We start from the raw sequence: 13,155 nt of genomic DNA, 5'->3' as shown, positions 1-13,155 counted from the left end.
GCTGGGTTGCCCCATTCGGATATCTGCGGATCAATTTGTATGTGCCAATCCCCGCAGCTTTTCGCAGCTTATCACGTCCTTCATCGCCTCTGAGAGCCTAGGCATTCCCCATACGCTCTTATTTAGCTTATTGTACTTCTTGTCTTTTTAATGAGTTACAATTATTGCTCGTTACAATAATTTAATTTTATTAAATATTTCTATCTAATTTTCATGTATCTTTTTCAATATGTCAATGAACTTTTTAGCTTTCGCTATTGTGGAGAATATCGGAGTCGAACCGATGACCTCCTGCGTGCAAGGCAGGCGCTCTAGCCAGCTGAGCTAATCCCCCATATACTAGTCGTTAGTACATAGTAGTTAGTAGTTAGACTATAACCACTACTCAACTTCCAGAATTTCCTATTAATTTAGTAGTCTCAGGCAGACTCGAACTGCCGACCTCTACATTATCAGTGTAGCGCTCTAACCAGCTGAGCTATGAGACTCTACTATAATAGATCATTTAAATTAACAGCAAAAGAACAGACTATTCCTTTTTTGAACTTCCTTATTAGTCGTCTTTCTCTAGAAAGGAGGTGTTCCAGCCGCACCTTCCGGTACGGCTACCTTGTTACGACTTAGCCCTAGTTACTAATTTTACCCTAGGCCGCTCCTTGCGGTGACGGACTTCAGGCACTCCCAGCTTCCATGGCTTGACGGGCGGTGTGTACAAGGCCCGGGAACGTATTCACCGGATCATGGCTGATATCCGATTACTAGCGATTCCAGCTTCACGGAGTCGAGTTGCAGACTCCGATCCGAACTGTGATAGGTTTTTAGGATTCGCTCCTGCTCACGCAGTGGCTGCCCTCTGTACCTACCATTGTAGCACGTGTGTAGCCCAGGACGTAAGGGCCGTGATGATTTGACGTCATCCCCACCTTCCTCACGGTTTGCACCGGCAGTCTTGCTAGAGTTCCCGACATTACTCGCTGGCAACTAACAACAGGGGTTGCGCTCGTTATAGGACTTAACCTGACACCTCACGGCACGAGCTGACGACAACCATGCAGCACCTTGTAAGTAGTCCGAAGAAAGATCTATCTCTAAATCATGCAACTTACATTTAAGCCCTGGTAAGGTTCCTCGCGTATCATCGAATTAAACCACATGCTCCACCGCTTGTGCGGGCCCCCGTCAATTCCTTTGAGTTTCATTCTTGCGAACGTACTCCCCAGGTGGGTCACTTATCACTTTCGCTTAGCCACTCAGACCGAAATCCGAACAGCTAGTGACCATCGTTTACGGCGTGGACTACCAGGGTATCTAATCCTGTTCGCTCCCCACGCTTTCGTCCATCAGTGTCAGTACATTATTAGTGATCTGCCTTCGCAATTGGTATTCTATGTAATATCTATGCATTTCACCGCTACACTACATATTCTAACCACTTCATAATGACTCAAGATAACCAGTATCAAAGGCAATTCTACAGTTGAGCTGCAGGATTTCACCTCTGACTTAATTATCCACCTACGGACCCTTTAAACCCAATGATTCCGGATAACGCTTGGATCCTCCGTATTACCGCGGCTGCTGGCACGGAGTTAGCCGATCCTTATTCTTACGGTACCGTCAAGCTCCCTCACGAGGGAGTGTTTCTTCCCGTATAAAAGCAGTTTACAACCCATAGGGCAGTCTTCCTGCACGCGGCATGGCTGGATCAGGCTTGCGCCCATTGTCCAATATTCCTCACTGCTGCCTCCCGTAGGAGTCTGGTCCGTGTCTCAGTACCAGTGTGGGGGATCCCCCTCTCAGGGCCCCTACCTATCGTTGCCATGGTGTGCCGTTACCACACCATCTAGCTAATAGGACGCATGCTCATCTTTTACCGATAAATCTTTAATCAAATGCCGATGCCGACTCTTGATACTATGGGATATTAATCCAAATTTCTCTGGGCTATCCCCCTGTAAAAGGTAGATTGCATACGCGTTACGCACCCGTGCGCCACTCGTCATCAGAAAAGCAAGCTTTTCCATGTTACCGTTCGACTTGCATGTGTTAGGCCTGCCGCTAGCGTTCATCCTGAGCCAGGATCAAACTCTTCATCGTTAAATCTTAAATATTATTTAACAACTAATATGGAATTTTATTCAGTACTCAAAATGGTCTATTCTTTTGTTTAATTAACATCGTTTCCAATGCTAATTTTACGCTGTCAATTCAATATGTTAATGAACTTTTATCTTCTCTTCTAAACCGTCTTATCGGTTAAGCGGGTGCAAATATAAAACCCTTTTTTTTATCCCACAATCTTTTTTGATTTTTTTTTGAAAATTTTTTCGAAACAATCCAAAACCCTTTTCTTAATCAGTATTTCTTGTGAACTTTTTGCCTCAACGTTCCCGTTTTTAGCGGCTGCAAATATACAACCTATTTTTTCTTTATCGCAAACTTTTTTTTACTTTTTTTTAATGTTTTTCTCGAAAAATTTCGCCCAACCTATAAACCAATACTTTACATATAATATTCTTATCATTTATACTTCTTGAAAAGTTACATTAAACTAAAATGCACGCTTTAAACATATATATACATAAACTTAAAACACACAAAATAACTCTACACTATTAATCCACTATTCTCTTTATGTATAGTTCACCTCTACATATAGGCACTATAGATTAGCCTGCCTTTAAACGCTAATCATACATATATATCCTTAATGAATAAAGATGTAAAAATTTATACATTATATATTATTGTATGAATGTAATTAACCTATTATCTTTGCATTCTTATTTTCATACATATATATAATATAATGGTAAACATCACATTGCCTGATGGCAGTATAAAATCGTTTGAGGGAGCTACTACTCCAATAGAAGTCGCTAAAAGTATTAGTGAAGGGTTAGCTAGAAATGTTATTTCTGCAAAGTTTAATGATACTACGGTAGAAACAACAACACCTATAACGACAGATGGATCATTGGTTTTATACACTTGGAATGACGATGACGGTAAAAAAGCTTTCTGGCATTCTTCGGCTCATATATTAGCACAAGCAATTGAAGAGTTGTATCCTAGTGCAAAGTTATGGGTTGGTCCTGCTATTGAGAATGGTTTTTATTATGATATAGATTTAGGAGATGATGTGATTTCTGACAAAGACTTTAAGCGTATAGAGGACAAGATGCTGGAGATTGCAAGAGGTAAGCATGATTTTAAAATGCGTTCAGTGTCAAAAGACGAAGCATTATCTTATTATAAAGGTAAAAATGACTATAAAGTTGATTTGATAGAAAATCTTGAAGATGGTACTATCACATTTTGTGATCATGACTCATTTACTGACTTATGCCGAGGAGGACATATACCAAACACTGGAATTGTTAAAGCTGTTAAAATATTGAGTGTAGCTGGAGCCTATTGGAAAGGTGATGAAAACAATAAACAGTTAACACGTGTTTATGGTATTTCATTTCCGAAGCAAAAAGAGTTAACTGAATATTTGCAACTACTAGAAGAAGCTAAAAAACGTGACCATAGAAAACTCGGTAAAGAACTTGAATTGTTTACTTTCTCACAAAAGGTAGGTCAAGGTCTTCCGCTTTGGTTACCTAAAGGAGCGGCTTTACGTGAGCGCTTAGAAAACTTCTTAAAAGTTGCTCAGAAAAAAGCAGGATACGAAATGGTTGTAACACCTCACATTGGCCAAAAGGAGCTATACGTTACTTCTGGTCACTATGCTAAATACGGAGAAGATAGTTTTCAGCCAATTCATACGCCAAAAGAAGGTGAAGAATTTTTACTAAAACCCATGAACTGTCCTCACCATTGCGAAATTTACAATCACTCTCAATGGTCTTATAAAGATTTACCAAAGCGTTATGCTGAATTTGGTACTGTATATAGATATGAGCAAAGTGGTGAGTTACATGGATTAACTCGTGTAAGAGGTTTTACTCAAGATGATGCTCACCTATTTTGTACTCCAGAGCAATTAGACAAAGAGTTTAAAGACGTTATCGACTTAGTGCTTTACGTTTTTGGTTCATTAGGTTTTGAAAACTTTACCGCTCAAGTATCTGTAAGGGATCCTGAAAATCCCGACAAATATATTGGTGATGTAGCTAACTGGGAAAAAGCTGAACAAGCAATTATTAACGCAGCAAGTGACAAAGGTCTAAATTATGTAATTGAAACTGGTGAAGCTGCCTTTTATGGTCCTAAACTTGACTTTATGGTTAAAGATGCATTGGGCAGACAATGGCAATTAGGAACTATACAAGTAGATTATAATTTACCTGAGCGTTTTGATTTAACATATAGAGGAAGTGATAATGAACTTCACAGACCTGTTATGATACATCGTGCACCTTTTGGTAGTATGGAAAGATTCATAGCTATTTTGCTAGAACATACAGGAGGAAATTTCCCACTTTGGTTAATGCCAGAACAAGTAATTGTCTTATCAATTAGTGAGAAATATGAAAAATACGCCAAAAAAGTTTTAAATTTGTTAGAAAATAACGAAATTCGCGCCCTAATTGACAATAGGAATGAGACTATGGGTAAAAAAATTCGGGAAGCCGAAATGAAAAAAATCCCATTCATGATTATTGTCGGTGAGAATGAAGAATCAGAAAACAAAGTTTCTGTGCGTCAACATGGTGGAGAAGATCTTGGCATGATTACTGTACAAGAATTTTCGAATATTGTTGACCAAGAGATAAAAAAATCTTTGAAACAGTTTTAAAAAATTAAGTTTAATTAAAATTATATAGCCATAGCAATACGTAGAAACAGAAACAACTCTAGAAGAGTTGAAAAAGAAGATCAACACAGAATTAATTCAAAAATTAGAGCCGAAAAAGTACGAGTAGTCGGTGATAATGTTGAAGTAGGAATTTATACAACTAAGCAAGCACTTGCCATTGCTGATGAGCAAGGTTTGGATCTTGTTGAGATTTCTCCAAAAGCTGATCCTCCAGTATGTAAGGTTATGGATTATAAGAAGTTTCTTTATGAACAAAAGAAACGAGATAAAGCCTTAAAAGCAAAAGCTTCTAAAGTTGTAGTTAAAGAAATTCGTTTTGGTCCTCAAACTGATGACCATGATTATAACTTCAAAAAGAAGCATGCTGAAAAGTTTTTAAAAGATGGAGCAAAATTGAAAGCTTTTGTGTTTTTCAAAGGACGTTCTATCGTATTTAAAGAGCAAGGACATATTTTACTACTTAGGTTAGCTCAAGACCTTGAAGAATTTGGAAAAGTAGAGCAAATGCCAAAATTAGAAGGTAAAAGAATGACCATGTTTATTGCTCCAAAAAAATAAAATAAGTACTGAGAAACTCTCAGCTAAAAATAATAAGCGAAACGTAAATTAAAACTAGGAGAAAATGCCTAAAATGAAAACTAAATCAAGTGCTAAGAAACGTTTTAAACTAACTGGCACTGGTAAGATCAAAAGAAAGCACGCTTTTAAAAGTCACATCTTGACTAAAAAATCTAAAAAGCGTAAGCTTGCTTTGACTCATGATACATTAGTACATAAGTCAGACGAAGACAACATTAAAACTATGTTACGTTTAAAGTAATAACGTTTTAATCGGTTAAAATAATTTATAAACCCTGGAGTTAGGCAAAACAATTTAGCAAGTACCAATTAAGGTCGCCTACTACAAAAAACAAATTTAAGAAATGCCAAGATCAGTAAATTCAGTAGCTAAAAGAGCCAGAAGAAAAAAGGTTCTTAAGCAAGCAAAAGGTTACTTTGGAAGACGTAAAAACGTTTGGACAGTAGCTAAAAATGCGGTTGACAAAGCGATGCAATACTCGTACAGAGACCGTAGAAACAAAAAAAGAACGTTTCGTGCGTTATGGATTCAACGTATTAACGCTGGAGCTAGACAACACGGAATGTCATATTCAAAGTTTATGGGTAAATTAAAAGCTAACAATATCGAATTGAACCGTAAAGTTCTTGCAGATTTAGCTATGAACAATCCAGAAGCTTTTGAAGCAATAGTAAACAAAGTAAAGTAAGGCGTTCGCCTAAATAATAACAACAATTCGCTTATAAAAATCCGATTCATTATGAATCGGATTTTTTGTTTTTAACATAGTTATACTTTTATCACTCAAGTGAAAACCGATAATAAATCTTATCTTACACCACTATTATAATTTACAATTAATATGAATAAAATTAATCTAATCTCCTCCCTCATTTTATTAATAACACTTAGCGTTTTTGGTCAAGACACAAAAAAAGACAGTGTTTGGAATGTTTCAAATCCTCAAGGAAATTGGGATTTTAAAGACATAAAACTATCTACCAACGAAGGTACATGGATGAATATTGATGTTAGTCCTGATGGAAAACTTATTGTTTTTGATATGTTAGGCGATATCTATAAAATAGATATCAATGGTGGAAAAGCAACAGTTTTAAGAGAAGGTTTAGCTTTTGAGATACAGCCTAGATTTAGTCCTGATGGAAAATCAATTTCATTTACTAGCGATGCTGGTGGTGGTGACAATATTTGGGTTATGGATTTAGATGGCAACAATGCTAAACAAGTCACTAATGAAAATTTCAGACTTCTTAATAATGCAATTTGGACACCTGATAGCAATTATCTTATTGCCAGAAAACACTTTACTTCTACACGCTCTGCAGGTGCTGGTGAGTTATGGATGTATCATAAAACTGGTGGTAAAGGTTTACAATTAACAACGAGAAAAAATGACCAACAAGATGTGAATGAACCTAGCATTTCAAGTGATGGCAAGTATTTATATTACAGTGAAGACGTATATCCTGGAGGCTTTTTTCAATACAACAAAGACCCAAATAGCCAAATTTATGTCATAAACAGGTATAATATGAAAACGGGCGAAATTGATAGAATTACTGGAGGTCCTGGTGGTGCAGCGCGTCCACAAGTATCAAGAGATGGAAAAAAACTCGCTTTTATAAAACGTGTACGTGAAAAATCGGTACTATTTATACATGATTTAGAAACCAATGAAGAATGGCCTCTTTATGACAAGCTAAACAAAGACCAGCAAGAAGCTTGGGCTATTTTTGGTGTATACCCAAATTTTAACTGGATGCCAAACAACCAAGACATTGTGTTTTGGTCTGGTGGAAAAATAAACCGAATAAATATCAATTCCTTGGAAGTTACTAATATTCCTTTTCAGGTTGATGCTACACTAAAAATCGCTAAAGCTGTTGAGTTTGATACCCCTGTGTCTCCTGATACTTTTGAAGCCAAAGTAATACGACATGCCGTAACATCTCCTGATGGAAAACATTTAGTGTTTAACGCATTAGGTTATTTATGGTCTCAAAAATTACCTAACGGAACTCCAAAACGTTTAACAAAAGGAACTGATTTTGAGTTTGAACCTAGCTTTTCTCCTAACGGAAAAGACATCGTTTATGTAACATGGAATGATGAAAACCTTGGCTCAATATATAAAGTATCCGCTTCGGGAGGAACTCCTACAAAGCTTATAAATGAAAAAGGAATTTACAGAAATCCTTCTTATTCACATAATGGACAAAATATTGTTTACCGAAAAGAAGGTGGAAATAATGAACAAGGAAGAACTTTTGATAAAAATCCTGGTCTTTATGTAATGAACTCTAATGGTTCAAATATAAAATTTGTTACAAAAGAAGGCGATTTTCCTAGTTTTAATGCTGATGATTCACGAATTATTTACCAGAAAGGAGGACTATATTTTGGTGACTTAACCAAAGAACTCAAGAGTGTTAATCTTGATGGTTTTGACGAGAAAATTCTTGTAAAATCAAAACATGGTAATAGATTAGTACCAAGTCCAGATAACAAATGGATAGCATTTGTGCATCTTCATAAAGTATATGTTGCTCCAATGCCGCAATCTGGTCATACACTTGATATGACTGATAAAACAAAATTTGTTCCTGTAACACAACTTTCAAAAGATGCTGGTATAAACCTTCATTGGTCTTCTGATAGTAAGCAATTGCATTGGACACTTGGTAACATGTATTATTCAACTGAAGTTTCAGAAGATGTTCAACTTGTTGAGAACGGAACTAAAATTAATATCGAAGTAAAAACCGATAAACCTAATGGAACTATTGCTTTTAAAGGTGCTCGAATAATTACAATGGAAGGTGATGAAGTTATTGAAAACGGTACTATTGTTATTACTGAAAATAAAATAGTAGCTATTGGTAAAAGCGATGCTGTTACCATTCCTTCTAACGCAAAAGTATATGATGTTACAGGAAAAACTATAATGCCTGGAATGGTTGATGCTCATGCGCATATTGGCGGTTTCCGTTACGGACTTACAACTCAAAAACACTGGCAATTTTATGCAAATCTAGCATTTGGAGTTACAACAGCTCATGATCCTTCTGCAAATTCTGAAACAGTTTTTGCTTTATCAGAGTTACAAAAAAACGGAACTTTAGTTGGTCCTCGCCTCTACTCTACAGGTTTTATTCTATATGGAGCTGATGGTGATTTTAAAGCTGTAATTAATAATCTTGAAGATGCACGTTCATCGGTAAGACGTACTAAAGCTTTTGGTGCTTTATCGGTTAAGAGTTATAATCAACCAAGAAGAGATCAACGTCAACAAGTATTACAAGCAGCTAGAGAAGAAGGTATTTTTGTGGTTCCTGAAGGTGGTTCAAACTTTTATCATAACATGACAATGGTTATGGATGGTCACACAGGTGTTGAACATAATATTCCTGTTGCTCCTGTTTATAAAGACGTTTTAAAACTTTGGGGAAGTAGTAATGTTGGTTACACACCTACTCTTATTGTTAATTATGGCGGAATGAGTGGTGAATACTTTTGGTACCAAAACACAAATGTTTGGGAAAATGAAAAACTCTTAAAATATACACCTAGAGGTATTATAGATTCTAGGTCTAGACATCGTACTATGGTTCCTCATAGTGAATATGAAAACGGTCATATTTTAGTTTCTAAAACTTGCAAAGCACTAAGTGATGCAGGAGTTAAAGTAAATCTTGGTGCACATGGTCAGCTACAAGGTCTTGGTGCTCATTGGGAATTATGGATGCTTCAACAAGGCGGAATGACAAATCACGAAGCCTTAAAAGCTGCAACAATTAATGGCGCAAATTATATTGGTGCTGGTAACGATATTGGCTCATTAAAAGTTGGAAAACTTGCTGATTTAATTGTAATGAACAAAAACCCTTTAGAAGACATTAAAAACTCTGAAAGCATTATATATACTATGGTTAACGGTCGTTTATACGATACTGAAACTATGAATGAAATTGGTAACTCACCAAAAGAAAGAACTCAATTTTACTGGGAAAACAATAAGTATAATCAAGCTTTTCCTTGGCATGAAGCTAGCCAAAGTTTTACTAAAGAATCTTGTGGTTGTCATATAGGTTCTTCGCACTAAAACAATTAGTTAACCTTAATTTTAAACAGAGTTTAAAGCCTATTAGTATTTTTGAAAAAAATGCGATATGAATCTATCTCAAGTTAAACTTGTAGTCACTGATATGGATGGTACACTTCTTAATTCTAAAGGAGAAGTTAGTGATAATTTCTACTCTATTTTTAAGGAACTAAAACACCATAACATTCATTTTATAGCTGCTAGCGGAAGACAATACCATAGTATAATTGATAAGCTTCATGACATTAAAGATGAAATTACTGTAATTGCTGAAAATGGTGGTATTGCTAAACAAGGTAAAACTCAGCTTCTATCTAACTACTTTCCAATTGAGGTTATTCATCAACTTATTGTTTTATTGAGAACTATTGATGATGCTCATATTGTACTTTGTGGTGAAAACTATGCATATGTTGAGTCTAAAGATGATGATTTTATTTTCATGTTTAGCGAATATTATACGCAGTTTAAATTAGTTGAAGACCTTACTGAAGTGCTAGACGACAATTTTTTAAAAATTGCTGTTTACAGTTTTGGCGGATCTGAAGAGTTTGTGTATCCACATGTAAAAACCTATGAAAATGATTTACAGGTTAAAATTTCTGGTAACAACTGGTTAGATTTATCCCACATCAATACAAACAAAGGGTATGCTTTACAGCAAATACAAACCACTTTAGGTATTTCCAAAGCAGAAACTATGGTGTTTGGCGACTACAATAATGATTTGGAAATGCTACAATTAGCAGATTATAGCTTTGCTATGAAAAATGCGCATCCAAACGTAAAAAAAGTAGCTAAGTTTGAAACCAAAAGCAATGATGAAGGTGGTGTTGAATTTATTTTAAAACAGTTGATAAACGACAAAGAATTAATTGCCAAAAGCAGTAAGCACTAAACGTCTTCCGTTAGCAAAATTTCGATGTTCGCATAAGTAAATTCCTTGCCACGTTCCAAGATTTAAATTCCCATTTGTAATAGGAATTTGAACAGAACTTCCCATTAACGAAGCCTTAATATGCGCTGGCATATCATCAGAACCTTCATAATTGTGTTTGTAATAAGGTTGATTTTCTGGAACCATAACATTTATATGACTTTCAAAGTCAGCCCTAACCGTAGCATCAGCATTTTCATTAATGGTTAAACTTGCCGAAGTATGCTTAATAAACACATGTAATAATCCTATATTGATTGTAGCAATTTCAGGGAAATTCTTTATGATTTCAGAAGTAATTAAATGAAAACCTCTCTCTTTTGCAGTGAGTACAATTTCCTTTTGAAACGTTTTCATAACTATTAGGTCTTCTGTTTTTTCTTTTTAGCTGCAGGAAACAATACATTATTAAGTATTAATCTATAACCTGGTGATGTTGGATGCAAATCCAATTCGGTTTTTGGGTCTCCTACTCTATGCGTATAATCTTCTGGGTCGTGTCCACCATAAAATGTAAAAAAGCCTTTTCCTTTAATACCATGAATATATTTAGCTTCTCCATTGGTTTTGTTTTCACCCATAATAAGCACATTACTTTTTATTTCATCTCTAGTAAATGCAGTAGTCTGTCCCATAAAACCTTTTACCAATGCAGTATGGTTTTGACAAAGCATTGTAGGAACAGGATCCCACTTAGCCGAAAATTCCATAAGTGTAAAGTAATCTGTAGTTTTAGGAATACGTCTTTTTTGAGTCATATCTATTGAAGAAAACTCATATACATTAGGATTTCTTTCCAATAAATAATCTTTGAACGCAAACGTTTTACTGTAATCTATTTTATTTTGATAACCAGGATCACTACCATCTCCATCAAACATGGGCTCACAAATATCTACACCTTCTGCACTTAAAGCAATATCAAAACTATCGGTTGCGCTACACATTGCAAACATAAATCCACCTCCTACTACGTAGTCTTTAATTTTTTTGGCAACTGCTAATTTTTCCTGAGATACTTTAGAGTAACCTAATCTTGCTGCCAATGCTTCTGCTTCTTTCTTTTCTTCAATATACCAAGCTGCAGACTTAAAGCTTCGGTAGAACTTACCATATTGTCCTGTAAAATCTTCATGATGTAAATGCAACCAATCGTATAACAATAAGGCATCATTGAGCACTTCTTCATCATAAATGGTATCGTAAGGAATTTCGGCATAGGTAAGTACCATGGTTACAGCATCATCCCAAGGTTGTAAACCATAAGGTGTATAGACAGCTATTTTTGGTGCTTTTTCCAACACTACAGCTTCCATATTTTGTGAAGGACTACTAATAAGTTCTAGTATTTCTTCTGCTTTAGAATTAGAAATCACTTCAAAACTTACACCACGTATTTGACATTCTCGTTGAATTTCTTCAGTATCAGGAACCAAAAACGATCCTCCTCTATAATTCAATAACCATTTTACCTTTAGTTGTTTTTCTAAAGTCCAATAGGTAACTCCATACGCTTTTAGGTGGTTTTTCTGTCCTTCAGCATCCATAGGAATTAAAACGTAAGACGCAAAAGCTCCTATAGTAACACATAGGAAAAATAATAAGGCGAGTATCTTCTTCATAGACGAAATATACTCAAAAAATATTCCGCTATAAAAGGGTTTAAGGAAATATTAGCTAAAATAACATAAGAACAAGCTCAACTAACTACCAGATAATATGTTTGCTATTTTCTTGGTATTAGGAAATTGTTCCAATATAATTTTTATGAAAACCGTAATTGGAATAGCCATAATAAGACCTGGAATTCCCCAAATATAACCCCAAAGCATAAGCATTACTAAAACAGTAATGATATTTATTGAGAAGGATTTTCCCATAAAAATAGGCTCTAAAATAGCTCCAAAAAGCACTTGAACTCCAGTAATGGATACAATAAAGAAGAATAATGTACTTGTTGGGTCTAACTCTACAAAAGCAAAAATTGATAGTAGTATTACCGAAATAAACGAGCCTACCATTTGCACAAAATTGATTACAAACGCAAATAATCCCCAAAAAATTGGAAAACTCACATCAAAAAACAAACATGCCAATCCTGTACCAATACCTGTGAGTAAGCTTACAAAAAACTTTACCTTTATAAATGTTATAAGGTCTTTTTCAATTTTCATAAACGCTTTTACAGAGGCATGTTTTTGTTTTAAAATAGTATTATTTAAAACATTATGAACGTTTATAGATTCAGCTAACCATAGCACAACAAAAAAGGCTGTCATTAAAATCATGGTTAAAAACTTCCTTAAAAAATCGAAAGTTGTACCAATATTATCCTTTTCAAAAAAACCAGAAATCATGTTTTTATCATTCTGAAAAACAATACCAAAAGTTTCTTCTAAATATAGTTTTGCATCAGCAAGTTTAACTTCTGCTTTATCAAAAAACTCAGTATTAGAAGCCATGATTTGTTTACTTGACAACTTGATGAGTTCTGCACCTACTTTTAAACCTATAAAAATTAAAAGAATAACAACAACTATACTTATCCATTTTGGCACCTTACGTTTACCCAACCAACGCATTAATGGTAAAAACAATAATGCTATAAACATTGAAAAGATTAAGGGAATAAAGATGAATGATAAAATCTTTAAAAGGTAAAATACCAAAGGGATTACTATAATAAGCAATAATAAATTTGTAGTACGTCTTTGATCTAGCATGGAGCGTTTTTTCTTTTTCAACCGAACAACAAATTTAGCTTAAAA

Annotated in this window: 9 protein-coding genes, 2 tRNA genes and 2 rRNA genes (1 of these 13 cut by a window edge); 6 read left to right on the top strand and 7 right to left on the bottom strand. The window is 35.1% G+C overall.

What is annotated here, in order from left to right; all coding sequences use genetic code 11:
- From A8975_RS14000 to A8975_RS13985, 4 genes are all read right to left on the bottom strand, one after another.
- Positions 1-133, bottom strand: a 23S ribosomal RNA gene (locus A8975_RS14000); it reaches 2,683 nt to the left of the window's first position.
- A gap of 127 nt (positions 134-260) precedes the next feature.
- Positions 261-334: transfer RNA gene (locus tag A8975_RS13995), tRNA-Ala, on the bottom strand.
- 80 nt (positions 335-414) lie between these two features.
- Positions 415-488 (bottom strand) — tRNA-Ile (locus A8975_RS13990).
- An 83-nt stretch (positions 489-571) separates the two neighbouring features.
- A 16S ribosomal RNA gene (locus tag A8975_RS13985) occupies positions 572-2,097 on the bottom strand.
- The 16S and 23S rRNA genes sit together here with 2 tRNA genes alongside, the layout of an rRNA operon.
- 712 nt (positions 2,098-2,809) lie before the next feature.
- Between A8975_RS13985 and thrS the strand changes: the two genes are divergently transcribed.
- The 6 genes from thrS (at position 2,810) to A8975_RS13955 (ending at position 10,348) form a co-directional block, all read left to right on the top strand.
- Positions 2,810-4,747 carry a threonine--tRNA ligase gene (gene thrS / locus A8975_RS13980; RefSeq protein ID WP_134201277.1) on the top strand — a complete coding sequence of 646 codons (1,938 nt, stop codon included), beginning with the start codon at positions 2,810-2,812 and terminating at the stop codon, positions 4,745-4,747.
- A gap of 30 nt (positions 4,748-4,777) precedes the next feature.
- Positions 4,778-5,326, top strand: coding sequence for a translation initiation factor IF-3 (gene infC / locus A8975_RS13975; protein ID WP_202865202.1), 549 nt, complete (start codon positions 4,778-4,780; stop codon positions 5,324-5,326).
- Positions 5,327-5,390: 64 nt separating this feature from the next.
- Positions 5,391-5,588 carry a 50S ribosomal protein L35 gene (rpmI, locus tag A8975_RS13970; protein WP_129761794.1) on the top strand — a complete coding sequence of 66 codons (198 nt, stop codon included), beginning with the start codon at positions 5,391-5,393 and terminating at the stop codon, positions 5,586-5,588.
- Positions 5,589-5,691: 103 nt separating this feature from the next.
- Positions 5,692-6,036, top strand: a complete 345-nt coding sequence (gene rplT / locus A8975_RS13965; protein ID WP_129761793.1) for a 50S ribosomal protein L20 — start codon at positions 5,692-5,694, stop codon at positions 6,034-6,036.
- Between the two features lie 153 nt (positions 6,037-6,189).
- Positions 6,190-9,450: an amidohydrolase family protein gene (locus A8975_RS13960; RefSeq protein ID WP_134201275.1), complete on the top strand. Its 3,261-nt coding sequence runs from the start codon at positions 6,190-6,192 to the stop codon at positions 9,448-9,450.
- Positions 9,451-9,517: 67 nt separating this feature from the next.
- Positions 9,518-10,348, top strand: a complete 831-nt coding sequence (locus A8975_RS13955; protein ID WP_134201273.1) for an HAD family hydrolase — start codon at positions 9,518-9,520, stop codon at positions 10,346-10,348.
- Here the strand turns inward: A8975_RS13955 and A8975_RS13950 are convergent.
- The 3 genes from A8975_RS13950 to A8975_RS13940 all read right to left on the bottom strand — a co-directional run bounded on the left by A8975_RS13950 (position 10,322) and on the right by A8975_RS13940 (position 13,110).
- Positions 10,322-10,744, bottom strand: coding sequence for a secondary thiamine-phosphate synthase enzyme YjbQ (locus A8975_RS13950; protein WP_134201271.1), 423 nt, complete (start codon positions 10,742-10,744; stop codon positions 10,322-10,324). The two genes, A8975_RS13955 and A8975_RS13950, sit on opposite strands and share 27 nt — an antisense overlap.
- Positions 10,745-10,749: 5 nt before the next feature.
- The gene (locus tag A8975_RS13945; protein ID WP_129761798.1) at positions 10,750-11,934 is read right to left on the bottom strand and encodes an asparagine synthetase B; all 1,185 of its coding nucleotides are present in this window, start codon (positions 11,932-11,934) and stop codon (positions 10,750-10,752) included.
- A 156-nt stretch (positions 11,935-12,090) separates the two neighbouring features.
- A complete protein-coding gene (locus A8975_RS13940) occupies positions 12,091-13,110 on the bottom strand; it encodes an AI-2E family transporter (protein WP_129761789.1) in 1,020 nt (339 codons plus the stop codon).
- Between the last annotated feature and the right edge of the window lie 45 nt (positions 13,111-13,155).

Origin of the sequence: Meridianimaribacter flavus, assembly GCF_004366715.1 — a bacterium.
Taxonomy (GTDB): Bacteria; Bacteroidota; Bacteroidia; order Flavobacteriales; family Flavobacteriaceae; genus Gaetbulibacter_B; species Gaetbulibacter_B jejuensis.
This window is presented reverse-complemented; position numbering and strand designations above follow the sequence as displayed.